The sequence below is a fragment of the Nonomuraea fuscirosea genome, from assembly GCF_035917475.1.
In the GTDB taxonomy this organism is placed as follows: Bacteria; Actinomycetota; Actinomycetes; order Streptosporangiales; family Streptosporangiaceae; genus Nonomuraea; species Nonomuraea fuscirosea.
In genome coordinates, this window is sequence record NZ_CP109074.1 from 9,589,190 (window position 1) to 9,607,537 (window position 18,348).

Genomic DNA, 18,348 nt, shown 5'->3' on the forward strand with positions numbered 1-18,348 from the left:
CTGCCGGCTAGATGAGGGCTTCGACCAGCAGCACGACGCCGAAGACGGCGAACGCGGCGGCGGCGCCGTAACGGATGACCTTCTCGGGCAGGTGCTTGCCGAGCAGCCGCCCCACCACGATGGCCAGCGCGTCCGCGGCCACCATGCCGACCGTGGAGCCGATCCAGGTGCCCACCCAGTCGTGCCGGGTGGCCAGCGTGATGGTGGCCAGCATGGTCTTGTCGCCCAGCTCGCTCAGGAAGAACGCCACCGTCACCGCGATCAGGGCGTTCCTGGTGGTGCGCTGGGCCTTCTTCGACTCCTCCTCGGTCAGCTCGTCGCCCCGCCACGTCCACACGGCGAACGCGAGGAAGGCCAGCCCGGCCACCACGCTGATCGCCGTCGTCGGCAGCGCGCCGCCGATCAGGCCGCCCACGGCCACGCTGAGCAGGTGCACGACGGTCGTCGCGATCGTGATGCCGGCCAGCACGGGCCAGGCCTTGAAACGGGTCGCGAAGGTCATCGCCATCAACTGGCTCTTGTCGCCCAGTTCCGCCACGAAGATGACGGCGAGACTGATCCAGAACGCTTCCAACGGTCCTCTTCCGCGCGACCGGGCCGGAAGCAGACGCCCGGGGAGTTTTTCGGGCACGACTTCGGCCCGGCAGCGTCTTGGTCATCATGACTGCCAGGCCGAAGGTCTCGTCCGCCCGTCTGAGGCCCGCGTGACCGGGCGCGGTGAAGCGCCAGTGTGTCGACCACGCGATTGGGACTACTCCCCTTCGGTAATTCCGCACCACCCTAACAGGCGTCGCGCGGGAGCTATTCCCCCAGGGTGCAGCCCACCAGCACCGGCTCGTTGACCAGCGTCACCCCGAACTTCTCGCGGACGCCGTCGCGCACCTCCCTGGCCAGGGCCAGCAGGTCGGCGGTGGTGGCGCGGCCGGTGGGGTTGGTGAGGGCGAGCGTGTGCTTGGTCGAGATCCGCGCGGGGCCGCGCTCGTAACCCTTCGGGTAGCCGGCCTGCTCGATCAGCCACGCGGCGGGCACCTTGATCAGGCCGCCCGGCACGTCCCAGCGCGGATGCCCGGGAGCCCGCACCGCCAGCTCCTCCGCCTCCTCCGCCGTGAGGATCGGGTTGGTGAAGAACGAGCCCGCGCTTCTCGTATCGGGGTCGTCGGGGTCGAGCACCATGCCCTTGCCCCGCCGCAGCGCCAGCACGGTCTCACGGGCCCGCGCGAGCGGCACCCGGCCTCCCGCCACGGTGTCCAGCCGCGCGGCCAGCTCCTCGTAGGCCACAGGTCCTGACAGCTCGGACTGGTCGAGCGCGTACGTCACCGCCAGCACGACGTACCGGCTCAGGTCCCGCTTGAAGACGCTGTCGCGGTAGGCGAAGCCGCACTGCCGCGCCTCCAGGTCGATCACCTGCCGGGTGAGCCGGTCGTAGGCACGGACGCACCGGACGGTCTGGGACACCTCCTGGCCGTACGCGCCGACGTTCTGGATGGGCGTCGAGCCCACCTGCCCCGGCACGCCGGACATGCACTCGATGCCCGACCAGCCCTCGGCCACCGCGCGGGCCACGAGCCGGTCCCAGTCCTCGCCCGCCTCGACCGTCACGACGGCCTGCTCGCCGTCGCGGGAGACGGTCAAACCCTCGGTCGCGACCTTGATGACCAGCCCGTCGAACCCCTCGTCGGCCACCACGACGTTGCTGCCTCCGCCCAGCACCAGCGTGGGCACCGCGTTCCTGTCGGCGTCGGCGATCAGGGACACGAGCTGCTCGGCCGAGGTGGCCTCGGCGAACTCGCGGGCGGGGCCGCCCAGGCTCAGCGTGGTGTACGGCGCGAGGTTCTCCATGACCAGACAGCTTATGAGGCGCGCAGCCTGCGCAGCACCCCGTCATAGTTGCGCCGGGACTCCCGCTCCGCGTAGTCGCCGGCCACGTCGTGCCGGCCCAGCAGCGTCACCGGCAGCCGCCGGTGCGGGACGACCAGGTGGCCGGGCAGGGCCAGCGAGAGCTCCAGATCGGCGTACCGGCCGTAGTGGGCGTCCTCGGGCAGCGCGCCGAACGCCTGGGCCCTGCGGACGGCGATGAGCTCGCCACTCAGCGCCCGTACGGTGCCGGGATCCGCCTCACGCCACACCGTCCTGGGGCCGACGTCGCCCGTGCTCTCCCTGGCCGGGTCGGGCTCCTCCGCCGCCACCGGCTTCAGCCCTCTCCACCCGGCGGCCACCGCGCCCTCGACGACCGCGGCGATCAGCGGGGTCAGCGCGTCGCCGCGGAGCACGACGTTCGTCTCCATCAGCACGTGCACCTCGGACTCGTCCAGCCGAAGCAGCTTGGCCCTGCTCTCGCCCCAGGTCGCGGTGCCGCCCCGCCAGTGGGGTGTCTCGCTCACGTGCCAGGCGGTGATCCGCTCGGGGTGGCGCCCGGCCAGCTCCTCCAGCACGTCGCCGGCGCCGTCCACGTTGCCGAGGTCGAGGGCGAGCACGTGCGCGCCGGTGTGCTCGATCACCGACTCCACGCACCGCCTGACGTCCTCGGGCCAGCCGTCGACCAGCAGCGCGACGCCGGCGGTGACGCCCTTGGTCTCCACCCGCTGCCGTTCGAGGTTCACGCCCTGGTCGTCCAGGCGGTTGGTGGCCAGCGAGGCGTCCCAGGCGCGCTGGGCGTGCAACATCCCGTCATCGGGGTCGCCGTGCTGGCCGGGGTCGCCGGAGAAGCCCAGGTCAGCGGCGGGGTTGGGGCTCGCGCCGGTTCGCGCGGCCCCGGCTCCCGCGCTCCTTCTGGTCCGCTTGGTGCCCGCCGTGCCGACGCCGGTCGCCGCCACCGGCGCGGGGGCCGGGGCGGCCTCCGCGCCTGGCTCGCCGGCGCCGCCCGCGGTGTCGCGGCCGGTGCCGGCCGCGCCGGCCACCTGCTCGATCCGGGCGGGTTTGAGGTGACCCGGCGGCTTGGTGTCGGTCACCGCGGAGACGGGGATCGATCGAACGGTGGGCCAGACCTTTCGCACAACATCACTCATACGGAGACGCGCTACCCGAGACCCGTCCGCCCTATCACCGCCGAGACGGGACGTGAGGCGAGCGGGCCTGCGGGCGGGCGGGGTGTCGGGCGAGCCCGGACGTCCGGTGAGCCCGGACGTCAGGCGAGCCCGGACGTCAGGTGAGCTGGACCACCGCGCGGGCCTTGGACAGCACCCGTGCGTCGCCCGACCGGGCGGTCAGCCCGATGACCACCTTCTTGTCCTCCAGCTTCTCCTCCACGACCCCGCTGACCGTGACCGTGGCCCCCTGGTCGTCGTCGGGCACGACCACCATCGAGGAGAACCGCACCCCGAAGTCCACCACCGCGCCCGGGTCGCCGGCCCAGTCGGTGACGAACCGCCCGGCCTGCGCCATCGTGAACATGCCGTGCGCGATCACGTCGGGTAGGCCCACCATCTTGGCGAAGCGCTCGTTCCAGTGGATCTGGTTGAAGTCGCCGGAGGCGCCGGCGTACATCACCAGGTTGAGCCGGCGCACGTTGTAGTCGACGGCCGGGATCTCCTGTCCCGCCTCGACCTCGTCGTACCTCACCGCGGCACTCATCTCAGCCCGCCCCTCCGCGCTCGACGATCGTGTTGTACGTCACGCAGACCGGCTCACCCTCGACCGTCCGCACGTCGCTCTTCACGGTGAGCAGTTCGTTGCGCCCGGCGGTGCGGATGTCGGTGATCGTGGAGGTCATGACGAGCCGGTCGCCGGCGTGGACCGGCCGGGTGTACTCGAAGCGCTGCTCGCCGTGGACGACCATGGCCAGGTTGAGCCCGAGGTCGGGGTCCACCAGCGCCCCGCCGCCGCTCTGCAGGCTGAACACGATGGGGAAGGTGGGTGGCGCGATCACGTCGGGGTATCCGGCGGCCTGGGCTGCCTCCTGGTCGCGGTAGAGCGGGTTGTGGTCGCCGATCGCGGCGGCGAACTCCCTGATCTTCACGCGGCTGACCTCGTACGGGGCACTGGGCGGATAGGTTCTGCCCACGAAGTCACGATTCAGGGCCATCGCTGCTCCCTCGCATGTCCGTCCCGGCGGCTGATGAGGCCGACGCTAACAGAACAAGGTTCGGCTGTCCCTGGTGATGGCCTGCTCTTTGCCCAGGACGCGAGCGGAGGGACACGCAGACACGACGAAACCGGCGCCCTGCTAGGGGACGCCGGTTGCGCGTTGTGAAAAGAGTGGGGCCAGCAGCCCTGCCCTGGACCCTAGCGGGTCTCGCGGTGCGCGCGGTGGCAGCGGCAGTTGGGGCAGTACTTCTTCAGCTCAAGCCGATCCGGGTCGTTGCGCCGGTTCTTCCGCGTGATGTAGTTGCGGTGCTTGCACTCCTGGCAGGCCAGCGTGATCTTAGGCCTAACGTCGGTGGCAGCCACTTGGGAGTGCCTTTCTACGTTCGGGACATGGACACGCCCGTACCCAGGCCGGTGGACCTGGGTTGGGGCAGTAGCGGAGGCCGGACTTGAACCGGCGACACAACGATTATGAGCCGTTTGCTCTGCCTGACTGAGCTACTCCGCCTTTGGGCCGGAAACGACCCGGCCCGTAGAGGATACCCGACACGGTGAGCACCTTAGTAACTCACCCGGTCGGGCGGGGTGCTCCCCAGTATGCCTCAGGAAGGCCCCGCAACCGAAATCATTAACGACAGCCCCGCCTGCCGCCCCCCATACGAGCAGGGTCAGCGTAGCAGCTCTCCGCCGGACTACCGGCAGCCGACCTTGGTGACACTACGGTGGCCGCGGTCGCCGCCGCTCGGGACCGTCATCGTGACCGTTGCGTTATCCAGTCGCGGGTCCGCGGAGAGGGCCTTCAGCGCCCCTGCCTCGTGCGCGGCTCGGGTCCTCTCGCGAACCCCCGGCGCGGCCCTCGCGCGTCCTTGGCGCGGCTCGGCGGAAAGGTGCCGGAAACCGGAAACGCCCGGCTCCGATTTTCATCGGACCGGGCGTTCTGCCTGTTCAGTGTGCGAGCCCCCAAACGGAATCGAACCGTTGACCTTCTCCTTACCATGGAGACGCTCTGCCGACTGAGCTATAGGGGCCTGTCCGGCGCTGCGGACAGGCATAACCATACACGGCGCTCAGCCATGATGCGAACTCGTTCCGGCGGTCGCCCGCGGCGTCGCGCCACGCCGTGGCGCGAGCTCGATCACCTCGCACAGGTCGGCCAGATCGACGTGTCCGGCCACCTCCGCCACAGAGGTGCAGTCGGCGACCACCCACCCGTTCCTGCGCACCCGGAGCACCTGCCGCCCGGCCCGCAGGGCGCCCACGACTTCAATGCCGTCCAGGCCGACCCATCGCCTCTCCATAGCCGCACACATTAGCCGCGGGGTCTCTCATTTTTGCCCCGTCACTCCCGTTACCGGCCATACCGAACCGGTAGGCGTCACCGTCGGTATCGGTAGAAGCCGGCGAAGTCCTTCTTCTTCTTGATCGTGTCGATCCTGACCAGGGCCCCGGTCTCCGGCGCGTTCATCATCTTCCCGCCGCCCAGGTAGACGCCCACATGGTGGGTCCTGACCGACCGCTTCGTGACCTTGCCGAAGAAGACCAGGTCACCGGGCCTGGCGCGGGAGACGCGGCGCATCTTGCGCAGGTGGTCGTCGGTGTTGCCCGGCCCGAGCACGTCCTCGCCGTACGTCAGGGCGTAGACCCACCGGGTGAAGCCCGAGCAGTCGAGCCCCCGCGTCCTGGCCGCCGGGCAGGGCCTGATGCTGCCCCGGTAGCCCCGGCACGTCCCCTTGGAGGGGCCGGGGTCCACGCCGTGGCCGCCGCCCCAGGAGTACACGATGCCGTACCGCTCGATCTCGTACGCGATCCGGACGACCAGCGGCGGCACGGACAGCCCGAGCGGCACCGAGGCCGTGGCGGTCAGCAGGAGCAGCGCCGCCGCCACAGCTAACCGCCGTTTCATCCCACACCCCCCGAAGCATCAGCCTTCGGTATTTATCCTGCCTTATCGGGTTTTGAGGGCGAGTTTCACCGAACCCACCGTCACGTTCAGGCCGACGGCGCCCTTGGACCTGGTGGGCCTGGTCGTGATCGTGAACGTCTTCTTCTGCCCGCGCGGCAGCTCCCCGATCCGGCACGTCACGGCGGTGCCGCTGAACGTGCAGCCCGGCGCCTTCACCACACGCTGCCCGCCGAACGTCCGCCCGGTCACCTTGACGTTCTCGACCGGATGCGGCCCCGTGTTGGAGATCGTCACCGTGTACGACTTCCTGCTCACGGCCCGGCCCCCGACCTTGACCTCGGCCGGCGGGTTGGCCAGCGACTTCAGCTGCGACTCCGAGCCGTTGAAGACGTTCTGGCCGCCGGCCAGCGTGCCCTTCTCCGCCGACTGCCAGAACGTGTGCTTCTTCCAGCCCTTCGGCAGCTCGCCCACCTCGGAGCCCCAGCGGGCCAGCCACAGGGGGTTCGACTTGAACGTGGTGGTGTTGCCCGTGCAGGTCTGCCACCAGCTCGTCGTGGTGTAGATGATCGCGTGCCGGCCGGTCGCCGCCCGGTACTTCTTGGTGAAGTCCTTGATCCAGGTGACCATGTCCGCGGCGGACAGGTCGTAACAGTTGTTCTTGCCGTTGGTGTTCGTGTACGGGTTGTCCTCCAAATCGAGAACACCGGGAAGCGTTTGGCCGTCGCTGATCCAGTTACCGCCGTTCTGCAGAAAATGGTCGGCTTGGGCCGTCCCATCGGATTCATGCGGTTGCGCAAAGTGATAGGCGCCGCGAACGAGACCCGCCGACGCCGCGCCGCCGAACTGGACGTCGAAACTGGGATTGCGGTAGTCCGTCCCCTCGGTGGCGTGCACGAAGGCGAACTTCGCGCCGCCGGAGGACACCGCGGCCCAGTCGATCTCGCCGGTCCAGTTACTGACGTCGACCCCGGGCACCTCGGCCGCGTGGGCGACGCCGGTCATACCAACCGTTGCAATTACCGTGTATAACCACAGACGTTTCACGCCGCAGATCATTGCGGAGCCCTGCACAATTCCGCAAGTCCAGTAATTTCCACTTCTTTCGCGGTATCAACCCAATACACGGGTCCGAGAGCCAGCGGGCGCGCACCCGCCGCCCATTCCCGCCATCGTTCGTCCCCGACGAAGGGGTCCCGGTGCACGGGGTGCCGCACCCGTCGCTCGTACCGGCTCCGCGCGACCTCGGCCGGCACGTCGCACCAGACCTCGCGCACGCGCGGCCCCGCCTCGACGCCCGCCCGCGCCAGCCCGGCGAGCACCACCGGCCGCAGCGGCGCGAGCCAGGGGCTCTCCAGCACCGCGCCGCGCCCGGCGGTGGCCAGCAGCGTCCACAGGCTCTCCGCCGCGGCCCGGCCCAGCGAGACGCTCCACTCGGTCTCACCGACCCCACCGGGGCGGTCGAGGGTGTCGGCCAGGGTCTCCTTGAGCGCGTCCTTGCTCAGGACCGGCCAGCCGAGCTCGCGCCCCAGCGCGCGGGCCAGCGTGGACTTGCCCGACCCCGGCAGGCCGTTCACCAGGACGACGCGTTCGCACATGATCAGCATGGTGACAGAGCCGTGTGCAGAATTCGTGTGGATGTGGTGCGGAAACCGCAGTTCAGCGGGCGGAAATTCGTTCCCGAGCAAGATCGTTTTTGACGGCGTTCTCGCAGGTCAGAGCCGTATGTGTAAGTCATGTTCACGTTTGCCAAAGCCGCCCGAAGCTGCCCAGACTTAGTCCGATCCTTCGAAAGCGCCCCCGACCAGGGGTTTCTTCGTCATGCCTGGAGGAGGCCGATCATGATCCATGCCCGGGGCCTGACCCGCGTGTTCACGATGAAGAAGGAGGCCGTGGAGGCCGTTCGCGGCATCGACCTCGACGTGGAGGCCGGTCAGCTCGTCGCCTTCCTGGGGCCGAACGGCGCGGGCAAATCCACCACCCTTCGCATGCTCACCACCCTCCTGCCGCCCACCTCCGGCACCGCCACGGTGGCCGGTCACGACGTGGCCCGCGACCCCGCAGCCGTACGGTCCCGCATCGGCAACGTCGGCCAGCGCAACAGCGCGGGTGAGGAGTTCCACGTCCGCGACGAGCTGGTCACCCAGGGCCGCTGCTACGGCCTGCGGCGGAAGGAGGCGGCCGCCCGCGCCGACGAGCTGCTCGACCTGCTCGACCTGGCGCCGCTGGCCAGGCGGGTGCCCGGCACGCTGTCCGGCGGGCAGCGCCGCCGCCTGGACATCGCCCTCGGCCTCATCCACCGACCCGACCTGCTCTTCCTCGACGAGCCGTCCACCGGCCTCGACCCGAAGAGCCGCGCGGAGATCTGGGAGCACATCCTGCGCCTGCGCGCGACGTACGGGACGACCTTGTTCCTGACCACCCACTACCTGGAGGAGGCCGACAACATGGCGGAACGGGTGGTGATCATCGACGGCGGCCGGATCATCGCGGACGGCACCGCCGAGCAGCTCAAGAACGACCTGGCCGGCGACCACATCGTCATCACCACGGCAACTGAGCGGGAGGCCGCGCGGGCCGCCGAGATCGGCGGCGGCAGCGCGGACGGCGTCACCGTGCGCCTCCGGGTCGCCGGGGCGACCGCCACCCTGCCCGACTACCTGCGCGGCCTCGACGCCGCCGGCATCAAGGTCAAGACCGCCGAGACCATCCGCCCCACCCTCGACGACGTGTTCCTCACCCTGACCGGGAGAAGCCTCACCGATGACGACATTCCTGCGTGACACCGCCACCGTCTTCACCCGCGAGTTCCGGCCGAGCCTGCGCAACCCCGCCGGGCTGCTGTTCGAGATGGGGCAGCCGCTGCTGTTCCTGTTCCTGTTCGGGTCGCTGCTGGACGGGGCCGTGGGCTCGTCCTGGCAGTGGTTCGTGCCGGGGATCCTGGTCATGATGTGCCTGACCGGGCCCATGAGCGCCGGATACACGCTGCTGGTCGAGCTGATCGGCGGCGCGATGGAGCGGCTGCTGGTCACGCCGCTCAACCGCACCGCGATGCTGGTAGGCAAGAGCGCCAAGGCCATGCTGACCCTGCTCGTGCAGGCGGTGCTGATCATCGCCCTGGCCATCCCGCTCGGCTTCGAGCTGCACGCGGCCGGGGTCGTGGCCGGGCTGGCGCAACTGGTGCTCTTCGGCGTGGGGCTGGGCGCGTTCTCGTTCGTGCTGGCCATCAAGTCGGCGCCCGGCGGCACCCTGTTCTACATCGTCAGCCAGTCGATCGTCTTTCCGCTGCTGCTGCTCTCCGGCGTGCTGCTGCCGCTGGAGTCCGCACCCGGCTGGCTGCGGGCCGCCGGGCAGCTCAACCCGATCACCTACATCGTGGACGCGCAGCGGGCCCTGTTCGCCGGGGATCTGACCTCCCCCTCGGTCCTGTACGGCACCGCCGCCGCCTGCGCCGTCGCCGCGATCGGCCTCTACCTGGGCAACCGCGCCCTGCGCCAGGGCGTCTGACGGGGAGCGCGTCCGACGCGCCGCGCCTGGGCGTCTGACGCGAGCGCGTCCCGGCATTCGGCGCCCTCGCTTTGACAGCGGTTTCCCGTGCGGATGACAGTGAGGCATGACCTTCGTGCTGGCGACCGAGACGGTGCCCTGGATCCCGGTGGCGCACCGCCTCGACGTGATCCTCTCCGAGTCCCTTCCTCCGGCCGAACGGACGACGTCGGCGTTCGCGTTCGTGTCGGACGAGGGCGGGCGGACGCTCATGACGTGCGTCGGCCGGGAGGGACGCGGCTGGGACATCCCGGGCGGCCACCTGGAGCCGGGCGAGAGCGCGGTGGACGCGGCCTCCCGGGAGCTGTACGAGGAGACCGGCCTCCACCTGCCGCCCTCAGCCCTGTCGATCTTCGCCTGGCAGCGCATCGAACTCCTGGAGCCGCCGCCCGCCTCCTACCGGTATCCGGCGCTGGCGTACATGGCGATGTTCCGGGCCGCGCTCCCGGCACCGGGCGCTCCGACGCGGCCGCCCGCCGGATCGGAGAGCACCCATGCGGACTGGCTGGCCCGGTCCGAGATCGAACGCGTCTGCGCCGGCCGCACCTGGCTGGCCCTGCTGGCGGGTTAGCCTTCCGCGCGGCCGATCAGGCGTCGCGCGCACGGCCCATCGGGCGTTGCCGGCGCGGGCGATCAGGTGGTGCGGGCGCGTTCGAGGTCCGCGTCGGGGCGGTAGAGGTGCTCGGGGATCTGGGCGAGCGTGGAGGGGTGCACCTGGGGGCCCAGACCGTACAACTTCTGGAAGCTCATGATCAGCGGTCGCCACGCGTCGGGGTCGATGTGGTCGTCGCTGCCCGCCAGGCGGATCTCCTCGTGCACCCAGACCCGCCGCACCCGCACCTCGAACGCCAGCACCCCGCCCTCGTCGCCCACCGGATGGCAGCGTTCGACCACGGCCTCCATGGCGACCGGGCACTCGGCCACACGCGGCGCCTTCACCGTCTCCGACGGCACCTCGGTCAGCCCGGCCCGCCGGAACTTGTCCCCCACGTACCGGTATCCGCGCCGCGCCTTGCCCTCGGGGACGGGATCCGACCCGGTCGTCAGCGCCAGCCGGTCGACGGCGGGGGCGAGGGCGTCGGACGGGAGGTTCAGCACGCACTCGCCGGTCCTGAGCAGGTTCCGCGCCGTCTGCGACCGCGCGCCCCACCCCAGCACCGCCCGCCAGCCGAGCCAGAACGCGGACGACATGGGGGCCAGGTTGGGTGTGCCGTCCTCGTTCATGGAGGAGACCAGGACGACGGGGGTGCCGAAATAGAGGATGTTCGGCTCAAGGGGGACATGCGACTCGGCCACAGTGCTCATGCACCCACTGTCCCGCCAGGCCACCGCCTTACGCTGGCGACCTTCGGACCTCTGTTCCGACCCGCGCGGCGCGAGCGCTGGTCCTCGGGTCGCGGTCCCCGGGTGCCGGGCTTCCGGTGCCAGGACTCGGGGTGCGCGGCACCCGGCCTCGGGGCGCGGTGACCGGCCTTGGGTCGCGGGTGCTCGCGTCGGGCCTTGGCGCTACTCGGATCGGCGGCGGCGGATGGGCATGCGGCGGGGAATTCTGGGGCTGCGGCCTGAGCGGGACGTGGGCTTGTCCCAGGTGCGTTGCTTTCCGGTTGGCGGCTTTTCTCCGGCCTCGCTTTCTTCGTCGCCTTCGCCCTCGCTGCCCTTTTGGTCCTCGCTACCTTGTTGCTCTTCGCTGCCTTCTTGGTCGCCGCCTTCCGGCTCTTCGCCCTCTCCGGCCTCTGACTCTTCGTCCTCGGTGCTCTGCTCGTCTTCGGCGGTCGTCTGGCGGGCTTCCTCGCCTTCGCCCTCTTCCGGCTCTTCGCCTTCCTCCTCTTCTCCCTCTTCTCCCTCGCCTTCGCCCTCTTCGGCTTCCGCGCGTTCGCCGGTCGCCTCGGCGCCCTCGTCCTCTTCTGCGCCCTCTTCCTCCTCCTGGGCGGCGCGTTCCTCCTCCATGGCCGTCTCGTGGTCCTTGACGACCTCGCTGTCGCGGATCTCGCCGCGCCAGCCCTCAAGGTCATCGGGATTCAGCAGGAGGTGCGCCATCACGTGCCGTCTGAAGTGCTTGAGCTCCAGCCGGACCCGCCGTCCCTGGGCGCGCCACAGGTTGCCGGTACGTTCGAACAGCCCCTGTGGGTGGTACTCCAGCACCACCAGGATCCGGGTGAGATCCTCGCTCAGCTCGTGGAACGTCACCGCCCCGTCGACGTAGCCCTTCTGGCCCTCGGACCGCCAGATGATCCGCTGGTCGGGAAGCTGCTCGATGATGTGGGCCTTCCAGTTGCGGTGCGACCAGAAGACCTGCGCCTTCCACATCAGGTCCTCGTCGGACTCCTGCTTGACGGTCTCCACCTTCTTCATGAAGGTCGGGAAGTCCTGGAACTGGGTCCACTGGTCGTACACGAGGCGGCGGGGCGCTCCGACGTCGATCGTCTCGACGATGTTGGTGACCTTCTCGAAGCCGCCCTTCGCGCCCTTGCCGCCGGTGATCTTCTGCATGATGCCTTTGAGGCCGCCTTTGAGGCCGCCCTTGACGACTTCACCCATGACCCCGCCGCCACCACCTGACTTGTCCGACCCGGTCAGCGTGCCGATCAGGCCCTTTCCGCCTTCGCCGCCGCTCGCCGCGTACTCCGACAGCCGGCCGGTGAGGCCCTCGATCTTGTCGCCCGCCTTGGCGAGCAGCCGGGCGCCGGCGGCATGCAGCAGGTTCTGCGCCTCCTGGGTGAGCCGTTCGGTGGGCAGTGCGGCGAGAAGTCCCTTTCCGGCCGCCTTGGCCGTCCCCGCCACGCCCTGGCCGACGTTCTTCGCGGCTCCCGCCGCCTTCTGCACCGTGCCCTGCGCCGCTCCGGCCGCCTGGCCGCCGGTGTCCTTCGCTGCTCCGGCCGCCTGCTCGCCGGTGTCCTTGGCCGCGCCGGTCACGCCTCTGGTCGCGCCGGTGACCCTCTTGGCCGCGCCGCCCAGACCTCGGCCGGCCGCGCCGACCGGGTTGCCGACCCGGCTCGCCTTGTTCTCAGCCACGGCCGTTCACCCCCGTGGGCTTCGCCTCGCCGCCCGGCTTGGCGGCACCGCTCCGCTTCCCCGCGGCACCCGGCTTGGCCTGCCCGTTCTGCTCAGCCTCGCCGTTCTGGTCCGTCTCGCCGTTCTGGTCCGTCTCGCCGTTTCGGTCTGTACCGCCGTTCTGGTCTGTCTCGCCCTGGTCCGTCTCCCCGTTCTGGCTCGCCGCGCCGTTCTGCTTCGCCGCACCTTCGTCAGGGGTGCGCAGCGCTTCGGCGCGTTCGTGCAGCTTGTCGCTCAGGGAGTCCATCTTCCTGCTGGTGGCGGCCACCGCGGCGGCCTTGCCCACCTCCATGAGGTCGCCGCGCAGCCGGTCGGTGAGCTGCCCGACCTCCGGGGACGAACCCAGCACCTTGATCCCCTGGGCCAGCAGGCCCCCGCCCTTGCCGCCCTTGGCCCGGCCGGCCAGCCCGGCGGCGGCCAAGGCCGCGGCCATGCGCAGCTTCCTGCGTCGTCCGAGGTAATAGCCGGCGAGCACGGCACAAGCGATCCGCAACGTGTTCGACATGATCGGCGTTCCTTCCCCATGGCCATGACCGGGTCACTCGACCGTGGCCTGCCCAGGAAAGGGACGAAGAATCAGTAACAGGTGGAAACTTGGACATATTTTGCGCGTACGGCAGCGCCTCAGCTCCCGGCCGGCCGCCGGGGTCTTGTACAGAAGCGACCCCCGGCAGACCGTCTCAGAGATGGAACCAGTGGATGCGGCGGCAGACCGTGCACACGAAGCAGGAGGCGTCGCGGTTGGCCCAGTCGAGGTTCATGAACGTCATGCCGGTGGTCTGGAGCTTCCAACGGTGCTGTTCAAACAGCTCGTTCTGGCAGGTGTCACAGCGCAGGTCGGCGCCGTGGGGCAGGGTGACGGGCTGTGGCTCGTTCATACGGCGCATGCTAGCCAGCCGTTTCAGTCTTTGTCGGTACTCAGCAGGCCGCGGCGGAAGGCGACCGCGACGGCCGCCGCGCGGTCGTTGACGCCGAGCTTGGCGTAGATGTGCAGGACGTGGCTCTTGACCGTGGCCTCGCTGATGAACAGGCGGGCGGCGGCCTCGCGGTTGGTCGCGCCGTCGGCGATCAGGCGCAGCACCTCCAGCTCCCGTGCGCTCAGCGGGTCGGCGGGGGCGCGGACCTGGCCGAGCAGGCGGGTGGCCACCGAAGGCGACAGCACGGCCTCGCCCCTCGCCGCCGCGCGCACGGCGCGGACCAGCTCGTCCCGGCTCGTGTCCTTGAGCAGGTAGCCGGTCGCGCCGGCCTCGACGGCCGGCAGCACGTCCTTGTCGGTGTCGTACGTCGTCAGCACGAGGACACGAGCCCGCACCCCCAGCCTGGCCAGCTCCTTGATCGCCGCGACGCCGTCCATCCTGGGCATGCGCAGGTCCATCAGGATGACGTCGGGGTCGAGCACGCGGGCCAGGTCCACGGCCTGGGCCCCGTCGCCCGCCTCGCCCAGCACCTCGAAGCCGGGGTCGCCGGTGAACATGCCGCGGATGCCGTCGCGGACGACGGGATGATCGTCGGCGATCAGCAGCCGCACGGGGGCCTCAGTCACGCCCAACCTCGTTGGTCACGGGGGTCTCGGCGCGCGGGACCTCCCTGGCGGCGCGCGAGACCTCGCCGGCCTCGGAGATCTCAGTGCGCGGGACCTCCCTGGGCACGGCGGGCACGCTGGCGGAGATCGCGGTGCCGGCGCCGGGCTCGGACTCGATCTCCAGCGCGCCCGCCAGCCGCGTCACCCGCCTGCGCATCGAGGTCAGGCCATAGCCGCCGCCCTCGCGTACCCGATCGAGGTCGAAGCCGGCGCCGTCGTCGCGCACGTCGAGCGCGACCACGTCCTCCATGTACGACAACGTCAGCCCGACCCGACCGGCCCCCGCGTGCTTGGCCACGTTGGCCAGCGCCTCCTGGGCCGTGCGCAGCAGGGTCTCCTCGACCTCGGGATGCATGGGACGGACCGTACCAGTCGTGTGCACTTCGGCCGCTACGGAGTTCAGCGCCGACCACTCGGCCGCGACCTCGGCCAGGGCGTCGGGCAGCGGCGCGGACTCCAGCGGTCCTGGCGCGACGGCGTGGATGGACCTGCGCGCCTCGGACAGCCCCTCCTTGGCCAGCCGCATGGCGTGGCCGATGTGCCGCTCGCGCGCGCTCTCGTCGTCCTTGGCCTGCGTGGCCGCCTGGAGCTGGGTGATGATGCCGGTCAGCCCCTGCGCGAGCGTGTCGTGGATCTCGCCCGCCATCCGCTGCCGCTCGTCCATGACCCCCGCCTCTCTGGCCTGGACCAGGAGCTGGGCGTGCAGCCCCGCGTTCTCACGCATCGCCTCCTCCAGCCGGGTGACCATCTTCTTCCGCTCGGCGCTGCGCTCGGCGGTGATCTCCCCGACGAAGCTGAACAGCCCGACCAGGGCCACGATGGTGGCGGTGAAGAACAAGAAGGTGAGGATGCCCGCCGGGGTGGGCTCGGGCAGGCCGCCGCTGTAGGCCGCGACCGTGACGGCGGCGGTGGCGCTCACGCCCGCGAAGCGCCACCTGCCCTGGAGGTACTGCCAGGAGTGGAGGTGGCCGACGAAACCGAAGAAGCTGGCGAACCAGACGCTCCGCAGGCTCAGCACCGCGATCAGCACGATCAGGCCGGTGACGTACAGGGCCTTCATCGGGCCGCGCGACATGAGGCCCGTCCAGGCGGCGGAAAGCGCCGCCAGGCCGAGCGTGACCAGCCGCTCGCCCCAGCCGTCGCCCTGCTCGGTGAGCAGGTAGAGCGCGGTGGAGACGGCGAGCAGGAGGTAGGGGACGGCGCTCATGTACCGCTGCAGGTGCCGCTCCCACCGGTCCAGCCTCGTCACGCTCACTCCCAACGGAAGAATCTGGCCGCGGCCACGCTCAGCACCGCCGCGTAGCAGGTCATCACCGCCAGCAGTGGCAGGCTCGGCGCGCCGCCCGTCCAGACGTCCTGCAACGACTGCCGGAAGGCGCCCAACGGAGTGTACGCACCGATCCGCGCCAGCAGCACCGGCATCTGGTCCACCGGCTGCATCAGCCCGGCCAGGTAGGCCATCGGGAAGTACAGCAGCACGCCGATCCCGTTCGCGCTGCGCCCGTTCGCGGCGAGGGCGGCGATGAGCAGCCCGATCGAGAACATCGCCGCCGTGCCCAGCACAATGGTCACCACGAACGCCCACACCGCGCCCGGCGGGCGCGCGCCCAGCACGTTCACGCCGACGGCCAGCAGCAGCCCGCAGGTGACGACGGTGAGGACGAGCTGCAGCAGCAGTTGCACCGCCAGCATGTTCCCCGGCCGCAGCGGCGTCGTGGACAGCCGTCGCAGGATCCCCCTCTCCCGGTACGTCGCCAACGTCGTCGGCAGCATGTACAGCCCGACCAACCCGACGGCGATGGCCAGCGCCATGGGCAGCAGCACGGTGTCGCCCGGCTCGATCGAGCTGCCGAAGATGACCAGGATGAACAGCGGGATGAGCACCGTGAACAGCGAGCCCGGCTCCCGGGCCAGGAGCTTCAGCTCGACGGTGGTGAGTTTGGCGAGCGCGGTCATGTCAGTTCTCCCAGGTACGGCCGGTGAGGGCGAGAAAGGCGTCGTCGAGCGTGCGCTTGTCGATGCGCAGGTCGCTGACCAGGACGTGGTGGCGGGCGAGCCGGGCCGTGACGGCGGTGGCGAAGTCGCCCCTGCCGGTGACGACCACCCGGTCGCCGTCCCTGGTCACGCCCGACACCCCCGGCACGTCGCCGAGCAGCGTCCGCGGGTCGGCCGGCGCCATCAGGGTGAACCTCATCTGGTGCTCGGCGCCGGTGCCCTCGATGAGCCCGTCCGGGCTGTCGACGGCCACGATGCGCCCCCGGTCGAACACCGCGACCCGGTCGCACAGCTCCTCGACCTCGTCCATGAAGTGACTGACCAGCACCACGGTCACGCCGTTCGCGCGGACCCGCTTGATCAGCTCCCAGGTGACCCGGCGCGCCTGCGGGTCGAGGCCCGTGGTCAGCTCGTCGAGGAAGGCCACCCGGGGGTTGCCGACCAGCGCCAGAGCGATGAACAGCCGCTGCTTCTGACCTCCTGACAGCTTGCCGAAGCGGGCGTCGCGCTTGTCGGCCAGCCCCCACTGCTCGACCAGCTCACGCCAGTCGCGCGGGGCGGCGTAGAAGGAGGCGTACAGGTCGAGCGCCTCCCAGACCTTGATGTTCTCCGGCAGCTGGGTGTGCTGCAGTTGCACGCCGATCTGCTCGCGCAGCGTCCGGTCGTCCGTGCCCGGGTCGAGCCCGAGGACGCGGACGGTTCCGCCGTCGGGCCGCCTGAGCCCTTCGACGCATTCGACGGCGGTGGTCTTGCCGGCACCGTTGGGGCCGAGGATGCCGAAGATCTCGCCCTCTTCGACGGAGAACGACACCCCGTCCAGGACCGTCTGAGCCGCGTACCTCTTGGTGAGGCCGGTGACCTCGATGACTGACATGACTCAAGGATCTTCCGGCGGCGTCCTGGGCGAATCGTCCCGACGGCCACCGTCAGGGGTGGCTGCGGCGGATCCTGGAACCCACCGTTCGGTTGATTGACACGTACGTACGCAACGGCAATTTTCGGATCATTCTTGAAACTTTCACGACCCTGCGACACCCCTGACCAGAGCGGGATCGCACACCTTGACGGGCTTCGTTGACAGCCTCGGAAAACCGGGCCGATACTTTCGCCGAAACGCCGATAGTTTCGACATCGACGGGAGGTAGCACCGTCACATGAACGACTCCCCCGCTCCCTCGAAGGGCCGCGTCAGACGGCTCGTCAGCCGCGTCTGCGTCGTCGCCCTCGTCGCGGCCACGGCGATGACGCCCGGCATCGCCCACGCGGCTCCCATCAGCTCCAACCAGACCGGCACCAACAACGGCTACTTCTACTCGTTCTGGACCGACAGTGCCGGAACGGTCTCCATGGATCTCGGATCCGGCGGCAACTACAGCACGTCCTGGCGCAACACCGGCAACTTCGTCGCCGGCAAGGGCTGGAACCCCGGCGGACGGAGGACCGTCAGCTACTCGGGCAGTTTCAACCCGTCGGGGAACGCCTACCTGACCCTCTACGGGTGGACCAGGAATCCGCTGGTGGAGTACTACATCGTCGACAACTGGGGCACCTACCGGCCCACGGGGACGTACAAGGGCACGGTCACCAGTGACGGCGGCACGTACGACATCTACCAGACCACCCGCTACAACGCCCCCTCGATCGAGGGCACCAGGACCTTCAACCAGTACTGGAGCGTACGGCAGTCGAAGAAGACCGGCGGCACCATCACCGCCGGCAACCACTTCGACGCCTGGGCCCGCAACGGCATGAGCCTGGGCAACCACGACTACATGATCATGGCGACCGAGGGTTACCAGAGCAGCGGCAGCTCCAACATCACGATCGGCGGCTCCGGTGGCGGCGGTGGTGGCGGTGGCGGCGGCGGTGGCGGCGGTGGAGGAGGAGGAGGAGGAGGCGGCGGTGGCTGCACCGCGACGCTCTCCGCCGGTCAGCAGTGGAGCGACCGGTACAACCTCAACGTCGCCGTCAGCGGTTCGAGCAACTGGACCGTCACGATGAACGTGCCGTCCCCGGCGAAGGTCCTGGCCACCTGGAACACCAGCGCCAGTTATCCGAGCGCCCAGGTGCTGAGCGCCAGACCCAACGGCAGCGGGAACAACTGGGGGGTGACGATCCAGCACAACGGCAACTACACCTGGCCCACGGTCTCCTGTAGCGCGAGCTGACCCTCTGGGCGGATCTCCGGCGGCGCGGCGGCCCACCACCGTCGCGCCATCGGCATGCCCCGATCCCCATCAGGCCCCGTCCC

22 protein-coding genes and 2 tRNA genes are annotated in these 18,348 nt (G+C 70.1%); 4 read left to right on the forward strand and 20 right to left on the reverse strand.

The features are described 5' to 3' along the window. Window positions 1-7: 7 nt before the first annotated feature. From OIE67_RS43795 to OIE67_RS43850, 12 genes are all read right to left on the reverse strand, one after another. Window positions 8-574 (reverse strand): TMEM165/GDT1 family protein, encoded by a 567-nt coding sequence (locus OIE67_RS43795; RefSeq protein ID WP_106243804.1) that lies wholly within the window; start codon window positions 572-574, stop codon window positions 8-10. A 227-nt stretch (window positions 575-801) separates the two neighbouring features. Then, window positions 802-1,839 carry a UDP-N-acetylmuramate dehydrogenase gene (locus OIE67_RS43800; RefSeq protein WP_326631628.1) on the reverse strand — a complete coding sequence of 346 codons (1,038 nt, stop codon included), beginning with the start codon at window positions 1,837-1,839 and terminating at the stop codon, window positions 802-804. A gap of 11 nt (window positions 1,840-1,850) precedes the next feature. Further along, the gene (locus OIE67_RS43805) at window positions 1,851-2,948 is read right to left on the reverse strand and encodes a hypothetical protein (protein ID WP_326631630.1); all 1,098 of its coding nucleotides are present in this window, start codon (window positions 2,946-2,948) and stop codon (window positions 1,851-1,853) included. A 193-nt stretch (window positions 2,949-3,141) separates the two neighbouring features. Next, complete coding sequence (locus OIE67_RS43810; protein ID WP_106243798.1) at window positions 3,142-3,570, reverse strand: MaoC family dehydratase; 429 nt, start codon at window positions 3,568-3,570, stop codon at window positions 3,142-3,144. A gap of 1 nt (window position 3,571) precedes the next feature. Continuing rightward, window positions 3,572-4,021 (reverse strand): MaoC family dehydratase N-terminal domain-containing protein, encoded by a 450-nt coding sequence (locus OIE67_RS43815; RefSeq protein ID WP_106243796.1) that lies wholly within the window; start codon window positions 4,019-4,021, stop codon window positions 3,572-3,574. 200 nt (window positions 4,022-4,221) lie between these two features. Beyond that, a complete protein-coding gene (gene rpmG / locus OIE67_RS43820) occupies window positions 4,222-4,386 on the reverse strand; it encodes a 50S ribosomal protein L33 (RefSeq protein ID WP_019632658.1) in 165 nt (54 codons plus the stop codon). A 71-nt stretch (window positions 4,387-4,457) separates the two neighbouring features. Further along, window positions 4,458-4,531, reverse strand: a tRNA-Met gene (locus OIE67_RS43825). 447 nt (window positions 4,532-4,978) lie between these two features. Then, window positions 4,979-5,051, reverse strand: a tRNA-Thr gene (locus OIE67_RS43830). Window positions 5,052-5,090: 39 nt separating this feature from the next. After that, the gene (locus OIE67_RS43835) at window positions 5,091-5,321 is read right to left on the reverse strand and encodes a transposase (protein WP_326631651.1); all 231 of its coding nucleotides are present in this window, start codon (window positions 5,319-5,321) and stop codon (window positions 5,091-5,093) included. Between the two features lie 77 nt (window positions 5,322-5,398). Next, on the reverse strand, window positions 5,399-5,926 hold the full coding sequence (locus tag OIE67_RS43840; RefSeq protein ID WP_326631653.1) for a C40 family peptidase: 528 nt from the start codon (window positions 5,924-5,926) through the stop codon (window positions 5,399-5,401). A gap of 42 nt (window positions 5,927-5,968) precedes the next feature. Then, complete coding sequence (locus tag OIE67_RS43845) at window positions 5,969-6,970, reverse strand: GH25 family lysozyme (protein WP_326631656.1); 1,002 nt, start codon at window positions 6,968-6,970, stop codon at window positions 5,969-5,971. Window positions 6,971-6,978: 8 nt separating this feature from the next. Beyond that, a complete protein-coding gene (locus tag OIE67_RS43850; RefSeq protein WP_326631658.1) occupies window positions 6,979-7,521 on the reverse strand; it encodes an AAA family ATPase in 543 nt (180 codons plus the stop codon). Window positions 7,522-7,764: 243 nt separating this feature from the next. Between OIE67_RS43850 and OIE67_RS43855 the strand changes: the two genes are divergently transcribed. From OIE67_RS43855 to OIE67_RS43865, 3 genes are all read left to right on the forward strand, one after another. After that, a complete protein-coding gene (locus OIE67_RS43855; RefSeq protein WP_326631659.1) occupies window positions 7,765-8,706 on the forward strand; it encodes an ATP-binding cassette domain-containing protein in 942 nt (313 codons plus the stop codon). After that, window positions 8,687-9,430, forward strand: a complete 744-nt coding sequence (locus OIE67_RS43860; protein ID WP_326631661.1) for an ABC transporter permease — start codon at window positions 8,687-8,689, stop codon at window positions 9,428-9,430. Before OIE67_RS43855 ends, OIE67_RS43860 begins: the two co-directional genes overlap by 20 nt. Window positions 9,431-9,536: 106 nt before the next feature. Continuing rightward, entirely contained in the window at window positions 9,537-10,040 is a 504-nt protein-coding gene (locus OIE67_RS43865; RefSeq protein ID WP_326631663.1) for an NUDIX hydrolase, read from the forward strand. A 62-nt stretch (window positions 10,041-10,102) separates the two neighbouring features. Here OIE67_RS43865 and OIE67_RS43870 read toward each other — a convergent pair whose 3' ends face one another. The 8 genes from OIE67_RS43870 to OIE67_RS43905 form a co-directional block, all read right to left on the reverse strand. After that, window positions 10,103-10,774 carry a flavin reductase family protein gene (locus OIE67_RS43870; protein WP_326631665.1) on the reverse strand — a complete coding sequence of 224 codons (672 nt, stop codon included), beginning with the start codon at window positions 10,772-10,774 and terminating at the stop codon, window positions 10,103-10,105. 201 nt (window positions 10,775-10,975) lie between these two features. Further along, a complete protein-coding gene (locus OIE67_RS43875; protein WP_326631666.1) occupies window positions 10,976-12,382 on the reverse strand; it encodes an SRPBCC family protein in 1,407 nt (468 codons plus the stop codon). Between the two features lie 91 nt (window positions 12,383-12,473). Continuing rightward, window positions 12,474-13,025, reverse strand: a complete 552-nt coding sequence (locus OIE67_RS43880; protein WP_326631668.1) for a hypothetical protein — start codon at window positions 13,023-13,025, stop codon at window positions 12,474-12,476. Window positions 13,026-13,200: 175 nt separating this feature from the next. Then, window positions 13,201-13,398, reverse strand: a complete 198-nt coding sequence (locus tag OIE67_RS43885; protein ID WP_326631670.1) for a hypothetical protein — start codon at window positions 13,396-13,398, stop codon at window positions 13,201-13,203. A 23-nt stretch (window positions 13,399-13,421) separates the two neighbouring features. Further along, on the reverse strand, window positions 13,422-14,063 hold the full coding sequence (locus OIE67_RS43890) for a response regulator (RefSeq protein WP_106243769.1): 642 nt from the start codon (window positions 14,061-14,063) through the stop codon (window positions 13,422-13,424). Continuing rightward, window positions 14,056-15,351: a sensor histidine kinase gene (locus OIE67_RS43895; RefSeq protein ID WP_326631673.1), complete on the reverse strand. Its 1,296-nt coding sequence runs from the start codon at window positions 15,349-15,351 to the stop codon at window positions 14,056-14,058. The genes OIE67_RS43890 and OIE67_RS43895 overlap by 8 nt, the downstream gene beginning before the upstream one ends. A gap of 2 nt (window positions 15,352-15,353) precedes the next feature. Then, complete coding sequence (locus OIE67_RS43900; RefSeq protein ID WP_326631675.1) at window positions 15,354-16,058, reverse strand: ABC transporter permease; 705 nt, start codon at window positions 16,056-16,058, stop codon at window positions 15,354-15,356. Between the two features lies 1 nt (window position 16,059). After that, entirely contained in the window at window positions 16,060-16,971 is a 912-nt protein-coding gene (locus OIE67_RS43905) for an ABC transporter ATP-binding protein (protein WP_326631676.1), read from the reverse strand. Between the two features lie 280 nt (window positions 16,972-17,251). On the opposite strand from OIE67_RS43905, the gene OIE67_RS43910 reads away from it, so the two are divergent. Continuing rightward, entirely contained in the window at window positions 17,252-18,265 is a 1,014-nt protein-coding gene (locus tag OIE67_RS43910; protein WP_326631678.1) for a glycoside hydrolase family 11 protein, read from the forward strand. Window positions 18,266-18,348 lie beyond the last annotated feature (83 nt).

Coding starts and splice junctions, on each gene's coding strand:
- OIE67_RS43800 (WP_326631628.1), bottom strand. CDS start 1,839: ATGGAGAACCTCGCGCCGTACACCACGCTGAGCCTGGGCGGCCCCGCC.
- OIE67_RS43910 (WP_326631678.1), top strand. CDS start 17,252: ATGAACGACTCCCCCGCTCCCTCGAAGGGCCGCGTCAGACGGCTCGTC.
- OIE67_RS43840 (WP_326631653.1), bottom strand. CDS start 5,926: ATGAAACGGCGGTTAGCTGTGGCGGCGGCGCTGCTCCTGCTGACCGCC.
- OIE67_RS43885 (WP_326631670.1), bottom strand. CDS start 13,398: ATGAACGAGCCACAGCCCGTCACCCTGCCCCACGGCGCCGACCTGCGC.
- OIE67_RS43860 (WP_326631661.1), top strand. CDS start 8,687: ATGACGACATTCCTGCGTGACACCGCCACCGTCTTCACCCGCGAGTTC.
- OIE67_RS43880 (WP_326631668.1), bottom strand. CDS start 13,025: ATGTCGAACACGTTGCGGATCGCTTGTGCCGTGCTCGCCGGCTATTAC.
- OIE67_RS43815 (WP_106243796.1), bottom strand. CDS start 4,021: ATGGCCCTGAATCGTGACTTCGTGGGCAGAACCTATCCGCCCAGTGCC.
- OIE67_RS43905 (WP_326631676.1), bottom strand. CDS start 16,971: ATGTCAGTCATCGAGGTCACCGGCCTCACCAAGAGGTACGCGGCTCAG.
- OIE67_RS43900 (WP_326631675.1), bottom strand. CDS start 16,058: ATGACCGCGCTCGCCAAACTCACCACCGTCGAGCTGAAGCTCCTGGCC.
- OIE67_RS43855 (WP_326631659.1), top strand. CDS start 7,765: ATGATCCATGCCCGGGGCCTGACCCGCGTGTTCACGATGAAGAAGGAG.
- OIE67_RS43870 (WP_326631665.1), bottom strand. CDS start 10,774: ATGAGCACTGTGGCCGAGTCGCATGTCCCCCTTGAGCCGAACATCCTC.
- OIE67_RS43835 (WP_326631651.1), bottom strand. CDS start 5,321: ATGGAGAGGCGATGGGTCGGCCTGGACGGCATTGAAGTCGTGGGCGCC.
- OIE67_RS43810 (WP_106243798.1), bottom strand. CDS start 3,570: ATGAGTGCCGCGGTGAGGTACGACGAGGTCGAGGCGGGACAGGAGATC.
- OIE67_RS43865 (WP_326631663.1), top strand. CDS start 9,537: ATGACCTTCGTGCTGGCGACCGAGACGGTGCCCTGGATCCCGGTGGCG.
- OIE67_RS43850 (WP_326631658.1), bottom strand. CDS start 7,521: ATGTGCGAACGCGTCGTCCTGGTGAACGGCCTGCCGGGGTCGGGCAAG.